This window comes from Actinacidiphila glaucinigra, assembly GCF_900188405.1.
Classification (GTDB): Bacteria; Actinomycetota; Actinomycetes; order Streptomycetales; family Streptomycetaceae; genus Actinacidiphila; species Actinacidiphila glaucinigra.
On record NZ_FZOF01000008.1, the window covers coordinates 318,683 to 337,332 of the forward strand.

General features: G+C 70.5%; 18 protein-coding genes. All 18 read right to left on the reverse strand.

Annotated elements, in window-relative coordinates; genetic code table 11:
• The 18 genes from CHF15_RS19575 to thrC all read right to left on the reverse strand — a co-directional run bounded on the left by CHF15_RS19575 (position 1) and on the right by thrC (position 18,643).
• On the reverse strand, positions 1-918 hold the full coding sequence (locus CHF15_RS19575; protein ID WP_089225119.1) for a F0F1 ATP synthase subunit gamma: 918 nt from the start codon (positions 916-918) through the stop codon (positions 1-3).
• Between the two features lie 2 nt (positions 919-920).
• Positions 921-2,492, reverse strand: a complete 1,572-nt coding sequence (gene atpA / locus CHF15_RS19580) for a F0F1 ATP synthase subunit alpha (protein WP_018563524.1) — start codon at positions 2,490-2,492, stop codon at positions 921-923.
• Positions 2,493-2,581: 89 nt separating this feature from the next.
• Entirely contained in the window at positions 2,582-3,397 is an 816-nt protein-coding gene (locus tag CHF15_RS19585; RefSeq protein ID WP_089225120.1) for a F0F1 ATP synthase subunit delta, read from the reverse strand.
• Entirely contained in the window at positions 3,394-3,939 is a 546-nt protein-coding gene (locus tag CHF15_RS19590; RefSeq protein WP_018563526.1) for a F0F1 ATP synthase subunit B, read from the reverse strand. Before CHF15_RS19590 ends, CHF15_RS19585 begins: the two co-directional genes overlap by 4 nt.
• Positions 3,940-3,983: 44 nt before the next feature.
• Positions 3,984-4,226 carry an ATP synthase F0 subunit C gene (atpE, locus tag CHF15_RS19595; RefSeq protein WP_018563527.1) on the reverse strand — a complete coding sequence of 81 codons (243 nt, stop codon included), beginning with the start codon at positions 4,224-4,226 and terminating at the stop codon, positions 3,984-3,986.
• A gap of 78 nt (positions 4,227-4,304) precedes the next feature.
• The gene (gene atpB / locus CHF15_RS19600; protein ID WP_026251816.1) at positions 4,305-5,135 is read right to left on the reverse strand and encodes a F0F1 ATP synthase subunit A; all 831 of its coding nucleotides are present in this window, start codon (positions 5,133-5,135) and stop codon (positions 4,305-4,307) included.
• Between the two features lie 210 nt (positions 5,136-5,345).
• On the reverse strand, positions 5,346-5,759 hold the full coding sequence (locus tag CHF15_RS19605; protein WP_089225121.1) for a hypothetical protein: 414 nt from the start codon (positions 5,757-5,759) through the stop codon (positions 5,346-5,348).
• A 255-nt stretch (positions 5,760-6,014) separates the two neighbouring features.
• Positions 6,015-7,322, reverse strand: a complete 1,308-nt coding sequence (locus CHF15_RS19610; protein WP_089225240.1) for an MraY family glycosyltransferase — start codon at positions 7,320-7,322, stop codon at positions 6,015-6,017.
• Positions 7,323-7,440: 118 nt separating this feature from the next.
• Positions 7,441-8,742: a serine hydroxymethyltransferase gene (locus tag CHF15_RS19615; protein WP_179279871.1), complete on the reverse strand. Its 1,302-nt coding sequence runs from the start codon at positions 8,740-8,742 to the stop codon at positions 7,441-7,443.
• 180 nt (positions 8,743-8,922) lie between these two features.
• A complete protein-coding gene (locus tag CHF15_RS19620) occupies positions 8,923-9,555 on the reverse strand; it encodes an arsenate reductase/protein-tyrosine-phosphatase family protein (RefSeq protein ID WP_089225122.1) in 633 nt (210 codons plus the stop codon).
• Positions 9,552-10,199, reverse strand: coding sequence for an L-threonylcarbamoyladenylate synthase (locus CHF15_RS19625; protein ID WP_089225123.1), 648 nt, complete (start codon positions 10,197-10,199; stop codon positions 9,552-9,554). The genes CHF15_RS19620 and CHF15_RS19625 overlap by 4 nt, the downstream gene beginning before the upstream one ends.
• Positions 10,200-10,230: 31 nt before the next feature.
• Positions 10,231-11,076 (reverse strand): peptide chain release factor N(5)-glutamine methyltransferase, encoded by an 846-nt coding sequence (prmC, locus tag CHF15_RS19630; protein ID WP_089225124.1) that lies wholly within the window; start codon positions 11,074-11,076, stop codon positions 10,231-10,233.
• A 16-nt stretch (positions 11,077-11,092) separates the two neighbouring features.
• The gene (gene prfA, locus CHF15_RS19635; protein ID WP_018563535.1) at positions 11,093-12,181 is read right to left on the reverse strand and encodes a peptide chain release factor 1; all 1,089 of its coding nucleotides are present in this window, start codon (positions 12,179-12,181) and stop codon (positions 11,093-11,095) included.
• 114 nt (positions 12,182-12,295) lie between these two features.
• Positions 12,296-12,520, reverse strand: a complete 225-nt coding sequence (gene rpmE, locus CHF15_RS19640; RefSeq protein ID WP_018563536.1) for a 50S ribosomal protein L31 — start codon at positions 12,518-12,520, stop codon at positions 12,296-12,298.
• 123 nt (positions 12,521-12,643) lie between these two features.
• Complete coding sequence (locus CHF15_RS19645; protein ID WP_089225125.1) at positions 12,644-13,783, reverse strand: LCP family protein; 1,140 nt, start codon at positions 13,781-13,783, stop codon at positions 12,644-12,646.
• 262 nt (positions 13,784-14,045) lie between these two features.
• On the reverse strand, positions 14,046-15,971 hold the full coding sequence (gene rho / locus CHF15_RS19655; protein WP_089225127.1) for a transcription termination factor Rho: 1,926 nt from the start codon (positions 15,969-15,971) through the stop codon (positions 14,046-14,048).
• A 398-nt stretch (positions 15,972-16,369) separates the two neighbouring features.
• A complete protein-coding gene (thrB, locus tag CHF15_RS19660) occupies positions 16,370-17,293 on the reverse strand; it encodes a homoserine kinase (RefSeq protein WP_089225128.1) in 924 nt (307 codons plus the stop codon).
• 261 nt (positions 17,294-17,554) lie between these two features.
• Positions 17,555-18,643: a threonine synthase gene (gene thrC, locus CHF15_RS19665; RefSeq protein WP_089225129.1), complete on the reverse strand. Its 1,089-nt coding sequence runs from the start codon at positions 18,641-18,643 to the stop codon at positions 17,555-17,557.
• Between the last annotated feature and the right edge of the window lie 7 nt (positions 18,644-18,650).

Below are 18,650 nucleotides of genomic sequence, written 5' to 3' on the forward strand. Positions count from 1 at the left end.
TTAGTCACTCCCCGCAGACGCGTCGGCCAGGGCGCTGGAGCCACCGACGATCTCGCTGATTTCCTGGGTGATTTCGGCCTGGCGGGCCTGGTTGGCAAGCCGCGTGAGCGTCTTGATGAGCTCCTCGGCGTTGTCGGTCGCCGACTTCATCGCCCGGCGGCGGGCGGCGTGCTCGGAAGCGGCACCCTGCAGCAGCGCGTTGAAGATCCGGCTCTCGACGTACCGCGGCAGCAGCGCGTCCAGGACGCCCTCCGCCGACGGCTCGAAGTCGTACAGGGGGAGGATCTCCCCCTCCTTGCGGGCCTCGCCACCGGTGGCGTCGTCCAGGGAGAGCGGCAGCAGCCGCCTCTCCACCGGCGCCTGCGTCAGCATCGACACGAACTCCGTGAAGACGATGTGCAGTTCGTCGACGCCGCCGTCGGCCGTGTCCTTGAGGACCTGGTCGATCAGCGGGTCGGCCACCGACTTGGCGTCCGCGTACACCGGCTTGTCGGTGAACCCGGTCCACGATCCGGCGATCGGGCGCTCACGGAAGCCGTAGTACGCCACGCCCTTGCGGCCGATGATGTAGTGCACGACCTCCTTGCCCTCCGCGCGCAGCCGCTCGGTGAGCCGGTCGGCAGCCTTGATCGCGTTGGACGAGTAGCCGCCGGCCAGACCGCGGTCGCTCGTGACGAGCAGCACCGCGGCACGGGTCGGGTTCTCGGCCTCGGTGGTCAGCGGGTGGTTCGTGTTGGAACCGGTCGCGACCGCCGCCACCGCGCGGGTGAGCTCATCGGCGTACGGGGACGATGCCGCGACCTGGCGCTGGGCCTTGACGATCCGGGACGCGGAGATCATCTCCATCGCCTTCGTGATCTTCTTGGTCGCGGTGACTGTCTTGATGCGGCGCTTGTATACCCGAAGCTGGGCGCCCATGCTCAGCCCTCACCCAGCAGCTTGCCGTCCGAGGTCTCGAACTGCTTCTTGAACTCCACGACCGCGTCGGTCAGGGCCTCGACGGTGTCGTCGCCGAGCTTGCCGGTCTCGGCGATGCTCAGCAGCAGGTCCTTCTTCTCACGGCGGAGGTAGTCCAGCAGCTCGCGCTCGAAGCGGCGGATGTCCTCGACCGGGACGTCGTCCAGCTTGCCGGTGGTGCCGGCCCAGATGGAGACGACCTGGTCCTCGATCGGGAACGGCGCGTACTGGCCCTGCTTGAGCAGCTCGACCATGCGCTTGCCGCGCTCCAGCTGCGCCTTGGAGGCCGCGTCCAGGTCGGAACCGAAGGCGGCGAACGCCTCCAGCTCACGGTACTGGGCGAGGTCCACGCGCAGGCGGCCGGCGACCGACTTCATGGCCTTGATCTGCGCCGAGCCACCGACTCGGGAGACCGAGATACCGACGTTCAGCGCCGGGCGCTGGCCCGCGTTGAACAGGTCGGACTCCAGGAAGCACTGGCCGTCGGTGATGGAGATGACGTTGGTCGGGATGAACGCCGACACGTCGTTGGCCTTGGTCTCGACGACCGGCAGACCGGTCATCGAGCCGGCACCCAGCTCGTCGGAGAGCTTGGCGCAGCGCTCCAGCAGACGGGAGTGCAGGTAGAAGACGTCACCCGGGTAGGCCTCACGGCCCGGCGGGCGGCGCAGCAGGAGGGAGACGGCACGGTAGGCGTCGGCCTGCTTGGACAGGTCGTCGAAGACGATCAGGACGTGCTTGCCCTGGTACATCCAGTGCTGGCCGATGGCCGAGCCGGTGTACGGGGCGAGGTACTTGAAGCCGGCCGGGTCGGACGCCGGGGCCGCCACGATCGTGGTGTACTCCAGGGCGCCGGCCTCCTCCAGCGAGGCGCGCACGCCCGCGATGGTGGAGCCCTTCTGACCGATGGCGACGTAGATGCAGCGGACCTGCTTCTTCGGGTCGCCGGAACGCCAGTTGTCGCGCTGGTTGATGATCGTGTCGATCGCCAGGGCCGTCTTGCCGGTCTGGCGGTCGCCGATGATCAGCTGACGCTGGCCGCGGCCGATCGGGGTCATCGCGTCGACGGCCTTGAGGCCGGTCTGCATCGGCTCGTGGACGGACTTACGGGCCATGACGCCGGGAGCCTGCAGCTCCAGGGCGCGACGGCCTTCGGTCTCGATCTCGCCGAGGCCGTCGATCGGGTTGCCGAGCGGGTCGACGACGCGACCCAGGTATCCCTCGCCGACGGCGACCGAGAGCACCTCACCGGTGCGCTGCACCGGCTGGCCCTCCTCGATGCCGCTGAACTCGCCGAGGACGATCGCGCCGATCTCGCGCTCCTCGAGGTTGAGGGCGAGACCGAGGGTGCCGTCCTCGAACTTCAGCAGTTCGTTCGCCATCGCCGAGGGCAGACCCTCGACCTTGGCGATACCGTCGCCGGCCAGGCTGACCGTTCCGACCTCCTCGCGCGAGGCCGCGTCCGGCTGGTACGACTGGACAAAGTTCTCCAGCGCGTCCCGGATCTCCTCCGGCCGGATCGTGAGCTCCGCCATCTGGGTTCCCTGCTCTCCTTGTTGGGCCCGAAGTATTCGCTACGGCCCAACTCGGGCCGCTGGTACTGCTCTTTGAGTTGGTGGCTGGTTCAGCCGGCCATCCGGCGGCTCGCCTCTTCGAGGCGGTCCGCGATGGTCCCGTCGATGACCTCGTCGCCGACCCGAACCGAGATGCCGCCGCGGACCGCGGGGTCCACGTCGAGGTTCAGGTGCACCTGCCGGCCGTAGATCGTGGCCAGCGCGGCACCGAGGCGCTGCTTCTGCCGGTCGTTCAGCGGTACCGCCGACACCACGACCGCAACCGTGCGGTTACGGCGCGTCGCCGCCAGCTTGGACAGGGCGTCGATCCCTGCCTCCAGGCTACGGCCTCGCGGGTGGGTCACGAGACGGACCACGATCCGCTCCGTGACCGGGTTGGCGCGGCCGCCCAGCAGCGAGTGCAGCAGGGCCGCCTTGGCCTGGCCGCCCGCGGCGCGGTCGGTCAGCGCCGCCCGCAGCTCGCTGCTGCCGGAGACGATGCGGCCGAAGCGGAACAGCTCGTCCTCGACGTCGTCGAGGTGGCCCGCCCGCTCCGCGGCGATCAGGTCGGCGCCGTAGGACAGCTCCTCCAGCGCGTCGACCAGGTCACGCGACTGCGACCAGCGGCTGCGGACCATGCCCGAGACCAGGTCGGACGTCTCGCCGCCGATCTGCCCGCCGAGGACCGCCTGCGCCAGGCCCGCCTTGGCCTCACCCGGCTGGGCCGGGTCGGTCAAGGCGCGGCGCAGCGAACCCTCGCGGTCGAGCAGCCCCGTGACGGCGGCCAGCTCCTCGGCGAGCTTCGCCGCGTCGACGGACGTGCTGCCCGTCACCGCGTCGAGGCGCTCGCGCGCGGTGGCCAGTGCCTCGCGGCTCGCTCCGTTCATCGCGCGGCCTCGGCCTTCTCCTCGAGCTCGTCGAGGAAGCGGTCGATCACGCGGCTCTGGCGGGCGGTGTCCTCGAGGGACTCACCGACGATCTTGCCGGCCAGGTCGGTGGCGAGCTTGCCGACGTCCTGGCGCAGGGCGTGCGCGGCGGACCGGCGATCGGCCTCGATCTGGGCGTGACCGGCGGCGATGATCTCCTCGCGCTGCCGCTGGCCTTCCGCACGCATCTCGGCGATGAGCGCGGCGCCCTGCTCCTGCGCCTCCTGGCGCAGACGCGCGGCCTCGTGGCGGGCCTCGGAGAGCGACTGCTTGTACTCCTCGAGGGTCCGCTGAGCCTCGGCCTGTGCGGCCTCGGCCTTCTCCATGCCGCCCTCGATGGCCTCGCGGCGCTCGTCCAGAACCTTGTTGATGTTCGGGAGGAGCTTCTTGGCGAGGAAGAAGAAGACGATGGCGAAGGCGATGAGACCGATGACGAGCTCTGGGATCGGCGGGATGAGGGGGTTCTCCGCCTCCTCGGCCGCCAGCTGTGCCAGGGCGTTCACATCAGTGCCTTCCGTCGAAAGGGGTTGGTCTCGTCAGCCCGGACTCAGGAGGTCGGGTAGACGAACGGCATGACCAGACCGATCAGCGCGAGCGCCTCACAGAAGGCGAAGCCGAGGATCTGGTTGGCGCGGATCAGGCCGGCGGCCTCGGGCTGGCGGGCGAGCGCCTGCGTACCGTTGCCGAAGATGATGCCGATGCCGACGCCGGGGCCGATGGCCGCGAGGCCGTAGCCGATGGAGCCCAGGTTGCCGAGGATCTGGGTGGCGGCGAGGTTCACAGCGGACATGCTGTTTCTTCCTTCTCTTTCACGGACCGGTGGGGGTTGGCCACCGGACAATCGGGGGGCTGTGCGTCGTGCGGCTGCTCAGTGGTGCTCGGCGAGCGCGCCCTGCACGTAGGAGCAGGCCAGCAGCACGAAGACGTACGCCTGGACGGCCTGGATGAAGAGCTCGAAGGCGGTCATGACGATGACCATCACGAACGAGACGCTGGCGTAGGCGATGCCGATCCCGTTGAGCAGGTACCAGCTGGCGATGGTGAACAGCAGCAGCAGGACGTGCCCGGCGAACATGTTCGCGAAGAGTCGCACGGCGTGCGTGAACGGCCGCACGATGACGTTGGAGAGGAACTCCAGGCCGACGACCATCGGCAGTACCGCGCCGAGGTTCTTGTCGTAGCCGGTGATGTTCTTCCAGCCGCCGACGAAGCCGTGCTTCTTGAAGGTCAGCGACATCCAGGTGATGTACACGATCGCGGCGAGCGCGGCCGGGTAGCTGATGATCGCCGTCACGGGGAACTGGGCGATCGGCACGATCGACCACAGGTTCATGATCCAGACGAAGAAGAACAACGCCACCATGAACGGCACGTACTTCTCGCCGTCCCGCTTGCCGATCGTCTCGTAGACGATGCCGCGGCGGACGAAGTCGTAGCCGGCCTCGGCGACCATCTGCAGCTTGCCCGGGACGATCTTCGGCTTGGCGAACGCAGCCCAGAAGAAGCCGACGATCACGATGCTGCCGAGCAGCGCCAGCAGCATCGTCTTGTTGAAGTAGACGCTGCTGTCCCCGTCGCCGATCAGCGGCTTGAAGAGGAAGGAGTGCAGGCCGGGGGCCGGGAAGCCGCACCCGTCGAAGATGTGGCAGTTCGTCTCGAAGGCGAGCGTCGTTACATCACTCACCGAGAGCTCCTTCAGCGTGGCGCATAGGTACGGCAACCTCTACGTGTCGGCGCGGCACACGGCCACGGAACGGCACTGGACTGGTCTGACGGATGTGGGGGCGGCGGGTGGGCGCTGAGCCGAAGGGCTGTTGCGAAGGCATGACTGCCACCCGCGCCAGCTCTGCCGCAGTTGAGACCGGACGATAGCAAACGAGCGGAAGTCCGCCTGCACCGGCCCTGCTTTTCACGGTGAAGTTCCGGCGGAGCCGGGCTCCACGTACAGCATCTTGGTCTTCATATGAGCACGGGCCTGGGCGGCGATCCACACCAGGGTCGTGCCGAGCAGGGTGAAGGCGAACACCTGGGTGTCGAAGAGCGTCGTGTTCTTGAACACGGCCAGCACGATGGCGAGCAGCAGCAGCTGCACGGTGTAGAGCATCAGGCCCATCGCCTGGAACAGCGTGGGATAGGAACGGGCGGTGCGCTGAAGCACCGTCAGACCGATTCCCATGAACGCGATCACCACCACCGCGCCGAAGCCCGCGCCGATCGCGCCCTTGCCGCCCGCGAGTACGCCGGAGACAGCGACCGCGATCACCCCCGCGGCAACGGCGGGCACGGCGCAGTTCAGAAGCGTTCGGACGTCGTTGGACTGCATGGCGGCAGCTCCTCCGGCGAGGTTGGGAGTACAGGGGTCGTCGAGGACGAGGGTAGCCCGGCGGCGAGGACATGCCTCACGCCGGAAGACCATCGCACTAGGGTCTTTCGGCTTGATTCCGGGTTCTCGTGAACGGTATCACAAACTATTTGATGAGGTCTTTACCCGGTTCGTGTGTGACCTGTCACACGGAAGAAGTACCTCTCGCGGAGTCTCCCCGGCGCTTCGCGACGGGTGTGCTAAAGAGCGTTCGGCCTACGGACGGCTGCCCGAGCCGCGGCCGGCGTCCACCAGGGACCGTGCGCTGAGCGCGGTCGCCCCGTTGACGCCGGGGGCCTCCCCCGCGGCGATGGTGGCCGCGGCGGCGTCGTGTGCCTCCTGCGCGGCTTCCACCTGGGTACGGCGGTACCGCGGCGGGACGAACGCCTCGGCCCAGCGCGGGGCCCGGGGCCGGAAACGCGGCATGAGCAGGGCACTCAGGCCCATGGCGCTCAGCATCACGATGCCCAGGACGATCCACAGACTGGAGGAGTTGACCGAGAAGGCGACCGCGCCGAAAGCGATCAGCGCGGACCAGAAGTACATGATCCACACGGCCCGGCTGTGCGAGTGGCCGATGTCCAGCAGTCGGTGGTGGAGGTGGCCGCGGTCGGCGGCGAACGGCGACTGCCCGTTCCAGGTGCGGCGCACGATGGCCAGCACCAGGTCGGCCGCCGGGATCGCGATGAGCGTCAGCGGCAGCACCAGGGGCATGTAGACCGGCACCATGAAGTGCGTGGTGTCCCGCGTCGAACCGGTCAGGTTGGTGATGGCGTCGGGGTCGGTCTGGCCGGTGATCGAGATGGCGCCGGAGGCCAGCACCAGGCCGATCAGCATCGAGCCCGAGTCGCCCATGAAGATCCGCGCGGGATGCAGGTTGTGCGGCAGGAAGCCCAGGCACATCCCGATGAGGATGGCGCTGAACAGCGTCGCCGGGGCGGCCGCCTCGATGCCGTAGCCGTACCAGATGCGGTACGCGTACATGAAGAACGCGATCGCGGCGATGCACACCATTCCGGACGCGAGTCCGTCGAGTCCGTCGACGAAGTTGACCGCGTTGATCGTGATCACGACCAGGGCCACGGTCAGCAGGGTCGACTGCACCGGTGTGAGCGCGACGATGCCCTTGCCCGGGATCGGCAGCCACAGCACGGTGAGGCCCTGCAGCACCATCACGCCGGCCGCGATCATCTGCGCGCCCAGCTTGATCAGGGCGTCCACGCCCCACTTGTCGTCCAGCACGCCCAGCAGCCAGATCAGGCCCGCGCCGGAGAGCAGCGCCCGCGGCTCGTTGGAGAGCTCGAAGACGCTCTTGAGGTTGGTCAGGTGGGCCGCCACCAGCAGGCCCGCGCACAGGCCGCCGAACATGGCGATACCGCCGAGGCGTGGCGTGGGTTCGCGATGGACGTCGCGATCGCGGATCTCGGGCATGGCACCTGCCGCGATGGCGAACTTCCGTACCGGCCCCGTGAGGAGGTAGGTCACGGCAGCTGCCACGCACAGGGTCAAGAGGTACTCGCGCACGGGCACACCCTATTCGCGTCCGGGTGGCGACTGTAAACACAGACGAAGACTCACAGCGGGTACCCAGGGTTGCACATGCCACTCACCCGGGTGGCCCGGCCCCCCTGTGAAGCGCGTCTCAGCCGGGGTACGGGGGGAACGCCTCCACCAGTTCCGCGACCTCGCCGGCCAGTCCCCGCTCCTCCCGCAGCGCGCGCACGATCAGGTCCGCGACCTGCGGCATCTGCTCCTCGCGCATCCCCTGGGTGGTCACCGACGCGGTGCCCAGACGGATTCCGGATCCGGCCGTGCAGGGCTCCGTGTCGTACGGCAGCGTGTACTTGTCCAGCACGATCCCGGCGGCCGCGCACAGTCCGCGGGCGCGCATCCCGGTGACGCCCAGGGCCGACACGTCCGCCGCGATCAGATGGGTGTCCGTGCCGCCGGTGGCGATGCGCACGCCCTGAGCGGCGAGCGCGCCGGCGAGCGTGCGGGCGTTGGCGACGACCTGGTGCGCGTAGAGCGCGAACTCCGGCCGCGCCGCCTCGGCGAGGGCCGCCGCCTTCGCGGCGACGGCATGCATGTGCGGACCGCCCTGCGAGAAGGGGAAGACCGCCCGGTCGATGCGCTGGGCCAGGTCCGCGCCGCACAGGACGAGCCCGCCGCGCGGTCCGCGCAGCGTCTTGTGCGTGGTGGCGCACACCACGTCCGCGTACGGCACCGGGTTGGGCGCGGCGCCGCCGGCGACCAGGCCGAGCGTGTGCGCGGCGTCCACGATCAGGTACGCGCCGACGTCGTCCGCGATCTCCCGGAAGGCCGCGTAGTCGATGTGCCGGGGGTAGGCGATGCCACCGCAGACGATCGCCTTCGGGCGGTGCCGGTGTGCCAGGTCCCGCAACTGCTCGTAGTCGATCAGCCCGCCCTCCTCGAAGGTCTCGCCCCGCGTCACCCCGTATCCGGCGATGCGGAACCAGCGGCCGGAGAAGTTCGACTCGGACCCGTGGGTGAGGTGGCCGCCGTGGGCCAGCGACATCGCCAGGACGGTGTCCCCGGGGACCAGGAGGGCCGCGTAGGCGGCCAGCACGGCCGAGGAGCCGGAGTAGGGCTGCACGTTCGCGTGCGCGGCTCCGAACAGCCGTGTGGCCCTTTCCACGGCCAGCCGCTCGGCCAGGTCCACCAGTTCGCACCCGGCGTGGTGGCGGTGACCGGGGTAGCCCTCGGCGTACTTGTTGGCCAGCGGTGAGCCGAGCGCCGTCAGGACGGCCGGGGAGGTGAAGTTCTCGCCCGCGATCAACTGCAGGCACGAGGCCTGCCGCTGGGCCTCTCCGAGGAGGATGTCGGCCAGCTCCGGGTCATGGGCGCGCAGCTCGTCGAGGCCGCGGCCCCCCGCCGGGAGCGTGGGGGTGACTATGTGGGGTGAAGACGCTTCCGCGGTGGGCATGGCGGCGCTCCCGGGGGCGGCTGGGAAGGTTCTCACCTGCCACTGTTGCACCCTTCCGGACATTTCGCGCCGCGTTGTGCTCCACCGGGGGCCGGGGACTCGCCGCGGGCCGGGCCGCCGCGCCCCGGGCGCCCGTCCCGAGGGCCGCCCGCGACCCGGGGAAACCTTCCGCCCGCGCGGTCAGGCGGTGGGCGCCGGAACCCCGGTGAGCGCGGTCAGGACGGGGTCCAGCGCGTCGTGGATCTCCTCGCCGATGCTGCGGAAGAACGTCAGCGGGGCGCCGTACGGGTCGTACACCTCGTCCGCGTCGGCGGTGGGCGCCAGCAGCCACCCGCGCAGGGCCGCGGCGGCGCGCACCAGGGACCGCGCGCGCTCGGTCACGCTGCCCTCCGGCAGCGTCGCCGGGTCTATGGCCTTCACCAGCCGGGTGAACTCCTTGAGCGTGAAGGTGCGCAGACCCGCCGCGTGCCCCATGGAGATCACCTGGGCGCGGTGGTCGCGGGTCGCGGTCAGCACGAGGTCGGCGTCGATCACGTGGTCGTCGAGGAGCTCGCGTCCGAGGAAGCCCACCGGGTCGGCGGAGTACTCGGCGAGCACCGTCGCCGCGTGCGCCTCCATCGGCGCGCCCTCGTGTCCCCAGGTGCCGGCGCTCTCCACGATGATCCCCGCGGCGCCGTCACCGAGCCGCACCGTCAGCTCGTGCCGGGTCAGCCGCTCGGCCATCGGCGAGCGGCAGACGTTGCCGGTGCAGACGTGGAGGATGCGGAACGGGCGCTCGCCGTGATCCCACTGCCCGGGTATGGGCGGTGTCAATTGCCGACCTCCAGGTCGGGTACGACCTCACGGAGCTGCTCCGCGCTGATCGCGCCCGCCCGCAGCAGGACGGGCACCTTGCCGGTGACGTCCACGATGGAGGACGGCACGGCCGCGGGGGTCTGGCCGCCGTCGAGGTAGATCGCGACGGAGTCGCCGAGCATCTCCTGCGCCGCGTCGCAGTCCTGCGGCGAGGGGTGCCCGGTCAGGTTGGCGCTGGAGACGGCCATGGGGCCGGTCTCGGTCAGCAGCTCGATGGCGACCGGGTGCAGCGGCATGCGGACGGCGACGGTGCCGCGGGTGTCCCCCAGGTCCCACTGGAGCGAGGGCTGGTGACGGGCGACGAGGGTGAGCGCGCCGGGCCAGAAGGCGTCGACCAGCTCCCAGGCCTGCTCGCTGAAGTCGGTGACCAGGCCGTGCAGGGTGTTCGGGGAGCCGACCAGGACGGGTGAGGGCATGTTGCGGCCCCGGCCCTTGGCCTCCAGCAGGTCGCCGACGGCCTCGGTGTTGAACGCGTCCGCGCCGATGCCGTAGACGGTGTCGGTGGGCAGCACCACGAGCTCGCCGCGGCGTACGGCGGACGCGGCCTCGCGCAGTCCGGCAACCCGGTCCGTCGCGTCCGAGCAGTCGTAACGCCGTGCCATCAGCAGACCTCCATGACGTGCGGCGCCGTGGTCACGGCGTCGCCTTGCGGGCAGTGGTGAACCGGGGGCGGTTGTTGAGGTCGGGGTGGTCGGCGGCATCCGCCCAGCCGGCCTCCTCGGTGAAGATCCAGGGCACCTGGCCGCCCTGGGTGTCGGCGTGCTCGATGACGACGACCCCGCCCGGCCGCAGCAGCCGGTGCGCGGTGCGCTCGATGCCGCGGATGGTGTCGAGGCCGTCCTCACCGGAGAACAGCGCCATACCGGGGTCGTGGTCGCGGGCCTCCGGCGCCACGTACTCCCATTCGGTGAGCGGGATGTAGGGCGGATTGGAGATCACCAGGTCCACCTGGCCGTTGAGGTCCTGGAAGGCCTCCAGGGCGTCGCCCTGCCGCAGGTCGACCTTGCTGCCCTCGACGTTCTTGCGGGCCCACACCAGCGCCTCGTCGGACAGCTCCACCGCGTGCACCCGGCTGCGCGGCACCTCCTGTGCCAGGGCGAGCGCGATGGCGCCCGAACCGGTGCACAGGTCGACGATGAGCGGCTCGGCGACGTCCATGGCGCGCACCGCGTCTATGGCCCATCCGACGACCGACTCGGTCTCCGGTCGGGGTACGAAGACCCCGGGGCCGACCTGGAGCTCCAGGTACCGGAAGAACGCCCGGCCCGTGATGTGCTGCAGCGGCTCGCGGGCCTCGCGGCGGGCCACGGCCTCCCAGTAGCGCGCGTCGAAGTCGGCGTCGGCGACGGTGTGCAGCGCTCCGCGCTTCACCCCGTGCACATACGCCGCGAGCTCCTCGGCGTCGAACCGCGGCGAGGGAACGCCGGCGTCGGCCAGCCGCTGGGTCGCCTGGGCGACCTCGGCGAGCAGCAGGTTCACGTTCTCCGCCTCCGGTTCAGCTTCCGTCGCCTGCGGCGGCCAGCTTGGCCGCCGAGTCGGCGTCGACACACGCCTGGATCACCGCGTCCAGTTCGCCGTCGAGGACCTGGTCCAAGTTGTACGCCTTGAAGCCGACGCGGTGGTCCGAGATGCGGTTCTCCGGGAAGTTGTAGGTGCGGATGCGCTCGCTGCGGTCCACCGTCCGCACCTGGCTGCGGCGGGCGTCGGAGGCCTCGCGCTCGGCCTCCTCCTGCGCGGCGGCCAGCAGCCGGGAGCGCAGGATACGCATCGCCGACTCCTTGTTCTGCAGCTGGCTCTTCTCGTTCTGGCAGGAGACGACCAGCCCGGAGGGCAGGTGGGTGATGCGCACCGCGGAGTCGGTGGTGTTGACCGACTGGCCGCCGGGGCCCGAGGAGCGGTAGACGTCGATCCGCAGGTCGTTGGGGCCGATCTCGACCTCGACCTCGTCGGCCTCGGGGGTCACCAGCACCCCGGCGGCGGAGGTGTGGATGCGGCCCTGCGACTCGGTGGCCGGCACGCGCTGCACGCGGTGCACGCCCCCCTCGTACTTCAGCCGGGCCCAGACGCCCTGACCGGGCTCGGTGGCACCGTTGCCGCCCTTGGTCTTCACCGCGACCTGGACGTCCTTGTAGCCGCCGAGGTCGGAGGCGTTGGCGTCGATGATCTCGGTCTTCCAGCCCTGGCGCTCGGCGTAGCGCAGGTACATGCGCAGGAGGTCGCCGGCGAACAGCGCGGACTCCTCGCCGCCCTCGCCCGCCTTGACCTCCAGGATCACGTCCTTGTCGTCGCTGGGGTCGCGCGGGACGAGCAGCAGCCGCAGGCGCTCGGTGAGCTCCTCGCGCTGCTTCTCCAGCTCCTTCACCTCGGCGGCGAAGTCGGGGTCGTCCGCGGCCAGTTCCCGCGCGGTGCCGATGTCGTCGCCGGTCTGCTTCCAGCCGCGGTAGGTGCCGATGATGGGGGTCAGCTCCGCGTAGCGCTTGTTGAGCTTGCGCGCGTTGGCCTGGTCGGCGAAGACCGCCGGGTCGGCAAGCTTCTTCTCGAGGTCGGCGTACTCGCCGATCAGTTCCTCGACCGCCTCGAACATCAGGATCCCTGCTTCTGGAAGGGGTGAACGCCGGTGAACCAGCCTGGGACGACAAAGCGCCGGTCCGGCCGCCGGAGGATATCCGGGCAGCCGTGGACCGGCGCTTTCGGGTCGCTACTTCTTGGCGGACCCGGCCGCCTTGCCGAAGCGGGCCTCGAAGCGGGCCACACGGCCACCGGTGTCGAGGATCTTCTGCTTGCCCGTGTAGAACGGGTGGCACGCGGAGCAGACGTCGGCACGGATGACGCCGTCCTTCACGGTGCTGCGGGTGGTGAACGAGGCGCCGCAGGTGCAGCTGACCTGGGTCTCCACGTACTCCGGGTGGATGTCGCGCTTCAAGGGGTTCTCCTAGTGTTCGGGAGGGTCCCGGGTCGTGCCGCGGGCTTGCGTCACGTGAACCGGGGCCGACGTACCAGTCTGCCAGCACTGGCCGCATCTCCCCAAACCGGGGGCCGCGGTGATCTATTCCGGTCCGCCGGCGGACGCCTGCGAGGAGCTCCTGACCACACCGTTCGTGTCGACGTCGTCACCTGCCGAGCCCTTGGTGGCGGACCTGGGGATCGGCTTGTCGGCCCGCAGCGCCGCCCAGACCTGCTCCGCCTGGTCGGTGATGGGCAGTACGCGGTTGGGGTCGGCGGGGTCGTAGCGCACCGGCATCGTGACCATGCCGATGTCCTTGGACCCCAGCCCCTTCAGGCTCTCCCCGAGGCCGACCAGCTTCTTGACGGACGCCAGCTCCGAGTCGGTGGTGATGGCACCGGTGGCGGTGTCAGCGATCTCGTAGAGCCGGGTCGGCGAGCTCAGCAGCCCGATGCCGTTCACCCGGTCCACCAGGGCCTTCAGGAAGGCCTGCTGCAGCCTTATGCGGCCCAGGTCGCTGCCGTCCCCCACACCGTGCCGGGTCCGCACCAGGCCGAGGGCCTGCTTGCCGTCGAGGTGGTGCGTGCCGGCCGGCAGGTGCAGGTGGCTGCGGTCGTCGCTGATGGCCTGGCTGGTGGTGACGGTGACCCCGCCGAGGGCGTCGATCAGGTGCTGGAAGCCGGAGAAGTCGACCTCGATGTAGTGGTCCATGCGGATGCCGGTCATCGTCTCGGCCGTCTTGACCGCACAGGCCGGGCCGCCGATCGCGTACGCCTCGTTGAACATCTCGCCGCTGCGGGGCGGGGCGGTGCCGCCGCCCGGCTCGGCGCAGGCGGGCCGGTCGACGAGGGTGTCGCGGGGGATGCTGACCACGCTCGCCCGGTCGTGCCCCTGGTAGACGTGGACGATCATCGCGGTGTCGGAGCGGGCGGTGCCGTCGTCCGTGCCGCCGCCGGCCTTCTGGTTGCTGCCCGAACGGGAGTCCGAGCCCAGGACGAGGATGTCCATCGAGCCGTTGTCGACGTCGGCCGGCCGGTCGCGCCCGAGGAGGGCGTTGATGTCGATGCCCCTGATGTTGCCGTTGAGCTTGAGGTAGAGGCATCCGACGGCGGTCGTGGTCAGCAGCAGGAACGTCGCCACGACCCAGGCGGTGATCCGCAGGGCCCGCCGGCGGGGGCTGCGCAGGCTCGGGCTGCGAAGGCGTCGCCGGGCGGCTCGTCCGTCGTCCGCGTGCTCGGGCATCGGCTCCTCTTGTCCTGATTCGACTCCTTATGATCGGGATACCCCATCCGGTGATCAGCCACGCGAGGGGGTGCCCGCAGGGCTATGACAGCGGGTCCGGGGCCGCCCCGCAGCGGGACGCGCCGGACACCGCCGCAGGTGAGAGCCATCCGGTCGGTGCCACGGCGGACCCGGACGCCGCCGGCGGCCGCGTACGACGGAAGGCCGGTCCCGTCACCGAAGTGACCGGACCGGCCTCCTGAGCCGTGCCGACGCCGGGGCGTCAGTCGTTGTTGCCACCCGGGGTGGTCTTGGCGATCTGCATCAGGAACTCGGCGTTGGACTTGGTCTGCTTCATCTTGTCCAGCAGCAGCTCGATCGCCTGCTGCGAGTCGAGCGCGTGCAGCACCCGGCGGAGCTTCCAGGTGATGTTCAGCTCGTCCGGAGCCAGCAGGATCTCCTCCTTGCGGGTACCGGACGGGTCGACGTCCACCGCCGGGAAGATCCGCTTGTCCGCGAGCTTCCGGTCGAGCTTGAGCTCCATGTTGCCGGTGCCCTTGAACTCCTCGAAGATCACCTCGTCCATGCGCGAGCCGGTCTCGACCAGCGCGGTGGCCAGGATGGTCAGCGAGCCGCCGTCCTCGATGTTGCGCGCGGCACCGAAGAAGCGCTTCGGCGGGTACAGCGCGGTCGAGTCGACACCACCGGACAGGATGCGGCCGGAGGCGGGCGCCGCGAGGTTGTACGCGCGGCCCAGACGGGTGATGGAGTCCAGCAGGACGACGACGTCGTGGCCCAGCTCCACCAGCCGCTTGGCGCGCTCGATGGCGAGCTCGGCGACGGTGGTGTGGTCCTCGGCGGGACGGTCGAAGGTCGAGGAGATGACCTCGCCCTTCACCGACCGCTGCATGTCGGTGACCTCTTCCGGACGCTCGTCGACGAGGACGACCATCAGGTGGCACTCGGGGTTGTTGCGGGTGATCGCGTTGGCGATGGCCTGCATGATGATCGTCTTACCGGTCTTCGGCGGGGCCACGATCAGGCCGCGCTGGCCCTTTCCGATCGGGGCGACCAGGTCGATGATCCGGGTGATCAGCTGGCCGGGCTCGTTCTCCAGCCGCAGCCGCTCCTGCGGGTACAGCGGGGTGAGCTTGTTGAACTCGGGGCGTCCGCGGCCGCTCTCCGGCGCCATGCCGTTGACGGAGTCCAGGCGCACCAGCGCGTTGAACTTCTCGCGGCGCTCGCCGTCCTTCGGCTGCCGGACGGCACCCGTGACGTGGTCGCCCTTGCGCAGGCCGTTCTTGCGGACCTGGGCGAGCGAGACGTACACGTCGTTCGGGCCGGGCAGGTAGCCCGAGGTCCGGATGAACGCGTAGTTGTCGAGGATGTCCAGGATGCCGGCGACCGGGATCAGGACGTCGTCGTCGGCGACCTGCGGCTCGCCCGCGAAGTCGTCGCGGCGGTTGCCACCGCGGCCGCGGCGGTCGCGGTAACGGCCCCTGCGGCGGCGGCCGCCGCTCTCGTCGTCGTAGTCGTCCTGGCCGCCCTGGGGGCCGCCGCCCTGCTGCTGACGCTGCTGGCCGCCGTCCTGCTGCTGACGCTGCTGGCCGCCGTCCTCGCCGCCCTTGCGGCGGTCGCGCTGCCGGTCCCGCTGACGGTCGCGGCGGCTCTCGCGGCGGTCGTCGCCGCCCTTGCCCTCACCGGACTTGCCCTCGGCGCTGTCCACGGCGGCCTCGGCACGGCCCTCGGGGGACTGCTCGGACTTGGCGGACTCCGCCTTGCCCTTGGCCGCGGACGCGGCCTTCTCGCCGGCCGGCTGGCCGGGGATCTCGATCTGCTTCGGCTGCTGCTCGGCGCCCTGGCTGCCGGCCTCGGCGGATTCACCCGTACGGGTACGCGAGGTGGCCCGGCGCTTCGGCTTCTCGGCGGCGGGCGCGCCCTCGGCGGCGGAGGCCTTGGCGCCGCCGCCGGACTGCGCGGCCTTGATGGTCTCGATGAGCTGGCTCTTGCGCATCCGCGCGGTGCCCTTGATGCCGAGACCGGAGGCGAGCTGCTGCAGCTCGGCCAGGACCATGCCCTCAAGACCGGTACCCGCGCGACGGCGCCGCGCGGCGGGGGCAGTGGCAGCACCGGTGGCAGGCGCGGCAGCATCGGACGCGGCGACAGGGCTGTCTGCGCGTACGCCCATCAGATCGGTGGTGTCGCTCACGAAGGGTCCTTCCCTGGAGCGGACGTCGGCCTGTCTGGCTCGGCGACCGGTCGTGCTGTCCGGATCCGGTCCTTATCACTTGCGCCGGACCCGGGGCGGTGGTCCGCCTGATGGCGGAGGAAATGATGTGGAACAAAAAAACACAGTTACCGGCGAGGTGAGAGTTCACTCTCGGGTGAAATGTCACCCGCGCCGTCTCCGGAGCGTGCTCGGCACTGCCCAGGCAGGCTGCCTATGCGGTGTGGGAGGCTCCCGGAAGAATGGGCGGTCCCGATGCGGGACACAAGGCACCGGGACAACAGGTCCAGCAGGCGGGTGCCTGAGTCCACGGGTGCAGCAATGAGATTAACACTACCGGATCCAACAAACATTCCCCCTCTCTACGACCGGCAATCGTGTCACTGCCCCACAGCGAGCGGCAGCACACTCGCCCCCGCCGCGTCGAGGGCCAGACGGTTCGCCGCCCACCCCTCGCCCGCGAGCCGGGAGACCTTGTCGGCGGTTTCCTCGTCCGCCAGCGCGAGCACCGTGGGTCCCGCACCCGAGATGACGGCGGGGACGCCTTCGGCGCGCAGTCGGTTCACCAGTGCCGTGCTCTCCGGCATCGCGGGCGCCCGGTACTCCTGGTGCAACCGGTCCTCGGTGGCGGGCAGCAGCAGGTCGGGCCGCCGGGTGAGGGCCTCGACGAGGAGCGCGGCGCGTCCCGCGTTGACCGCGGCGTCCACGTGCGGGACGGTGCGCGGCAGCAACCCCCGGGCGGTCTCGGTCAGCAGCGGCCTGCCCGGCACGAAGACCACCGGAACGACCGACTCGGCGGGGTCCATCCGGACCGCGTGGGCGGCGCCGCCCTCGGTCCAGGCCAGCGTGAAGCCGCCGAGCAGACAGGCGGCGACGTTGTCCGGGTGGCCCTCGATCTCGTTGGCCAGTTCCAGCAGAGCGGCGTCGTCGAGCTTGTCCTGCCCGCCTATCGTCACCGCGCGGGCGGCCATGATGCCGGCGCAGATGGCGGCGGAGGAGGAGCCCAGTCCGCGGCCGTGCGGAATGCGGTTGGCGCACACCACCTCCAGGCCGCGCGGCTGCCCGCCGAGCAGGTCGAAGGCGGTCCGCAGGGAGCGTACGACCAGGTGGTTCTCGTCGCGGGAGAGCGAGTCGGCGCCTTCGCCGGCGATGTCGACGTGCAGACCGGAGTCGGCCACCCGGACCACGACGTCGTCGTAGAGTCCGAGCGCCAGGCCGAAGGCGTCGAAGCCCGGTCCGAGATTGGCGCTGGTCGCGGGGACGCGCACTCGGACGGCGGCGGCGCGGAAGGCTGGTCCGGCCATCGTTCGATGACTCTCCTTGTTTCACGGGCGTTTGCGCCTCGCGATGCCGCGGCATCGTTGCCGTACGGCGGCGAGGACTTGGGGGACCGTACCAAGGGGATCCCGCGAGGAGGATGCCAATGGCATGAGCCAGAACGGCGTGCGGCGGCGCCGGTGTGAGGTCAGCCTATCGAAGGAAGGTTCTCCTGCGACATAGGGCGCACGGACAGCGCGTGATGCGTGTCGCGTGCGAATCCGTGCGCCCCTGTTGTCCCTCGGGGGTCAGAGCAGCCCGAGCCGCTCCGCGGCCGCGTCGGCGTCCACCGGAACGGTGACGGGCTGCGGCGCGCCGGCCACCGCCCAGTCGGGGTCCTTGAGGCCGTTGCCGGTGACCGTGCAGACGATCCGCTGGCCCGGGTCGACCTTGCCCTGCTCGGCGGCCTGCAGCAGCCCGGCGACGCTCGCGGCCGAGGCCGGCTCGACGAAGACGCCCTCCTGGGCGGCGAGGAGCCGGTACGCCGCCAGGATCTGACGGTCGGTCACCGAGTCGATCAGGCCGCCGGATTCGTCCCGCGCCTCCTCGGCGAACTGCCAGGACGCCGGGTTGCCGATGCGGATCGCGGTGGCGATCGTCTGCGGCTGCCGCACGGGGTGGCCCAGCACGATCGGCGCGGCACCGGAGGCCTGGAAGCCCCACATTCGCGGATTGCGCGTCGACACGCCGTCCGCGGTGTATTCGCGGTAGCCCTTCCAGTACGCGGTGATGTTCCCGGCGTTGCCGACCGGCAGCACATGGATGTCCGGCGCGTCGCCGAGCGCGTCCACGATCTCGAAGGCGGCGGTCTTCTGGCCCTCGATGCGCACCGGGTTCACCGAATTGACCAGCGCCACCGGGTACTTGTCGGACAGGCCGCGGGCGAGGTCCAGGCAGTCGTCGAAGTTGCCGTCGACCTGCAGGATGCGCGCGCCGTGCACCAGCGCCTGGCCCATCTTGCCGAGCGCGATCTTGCCCTGCGGCACCAGGACGGCGCAGACCATCCCGGCCCGCACCGCATAGGCGGCGGCCGAGGCGGAGGTGTTGCCCGTGGAGGCGCAGATGACCGCCTGCGCGCCCTCCTCCTTGGCCTTGGAGATCGCCATCGTCATGCCGCGGTCCTTGAAGGAGCCGGTGGGGTTGGCGCCCTCCACCTTCAGGAAGACGTCGCAGCCCGTGCGCTCGGACAGCACCTGGGCGGGGACCAGCGGGGTGCCGCCCTCGAGCAGCGTGACCACGGGGGTCGCCGCACCGACCGGGAGCCGGTCGCGGTACTCCTCGATGAGGCCGCGCCACTGGTGGGTGGCCGGCACGCGGCCGGCCGAGACTGCGTTCATCGCTGGG

Coding starts and splice junctions, on each gene's coding strand:
- atpA (WP_018563524.1), bottom strand. CDS start 2,492: ATGGCGGAGCTCACGATCCGGCCGGAGGAGATCCGGGACGCGCTGGAG.
- prfA (WP_018563535.1), bottom strand. CDS start 12,181: ATGTTCGAGGCGGTCGAGGAACTGATCGGCGAGTACGCCGACCTCGAG.
- thrB (WP_089225128.1), bottom strand. CDS start 17,293: ATGGCCGGACCAGCCTTCCGCGCCGCCGCCGTCCGAGTGCGCGTCCCC.
- CHF15_RS19605 (WP_089225121.1), bottom strand. CDS start 5,759: ATGCAGTCCAACGACGTCCGAACGCTTCTGAACTGCGCCGTGCCCGCC.
- CHF15_RS19585 (WP_089225120.1), bottom strand. CDS start 3,397: ATGAACGGAGCGAGCCGCGAGGCACTGGCCACCGCGCGCGAGCGCCTC.
- thrC (WP_089225129.1), bottom strand. CDS start 18,643: ATGAACGCAGTCTCGGCCGGCCGCGTGCCGGCCACCCACCAGTGGCGC.
- atpE (WP_018563527.1), bottom strand. CDS start 4,226: ATGTCCGCTGTGAACCTCGCCGCCACCCAGATCCTCGGCAACCTGGGC.
- CHF15_RS19615 (WP_179279871.1), bottom strand. CDS start 8,742: ATGCCCACCGCGGAAGCGTCTTCACCCCACATAGTCACCCCCACGCTC.
- CHF15_RS19625 (WP_089225123.1), bottom strand. CDS start 10,199: ATGGCACGGCGTTACGACTGCTCGGACGCGACGGACCGGGTTGCCGGA.
- CHF15_RS19575 (WP_089225119.1), bottom strand. CDS start 918: ATGGGCGCCCAGCTTCGGGTATACAAGCGCCGCATCAAGACAGTCACC.
- CHF15_RS19645 (WP_089225125.1), bottom strand. CDS start 13,783: ATGCCCGAGCACGCGGACGACGGACGAGCCGCCCGGCGACGCCTTCGC.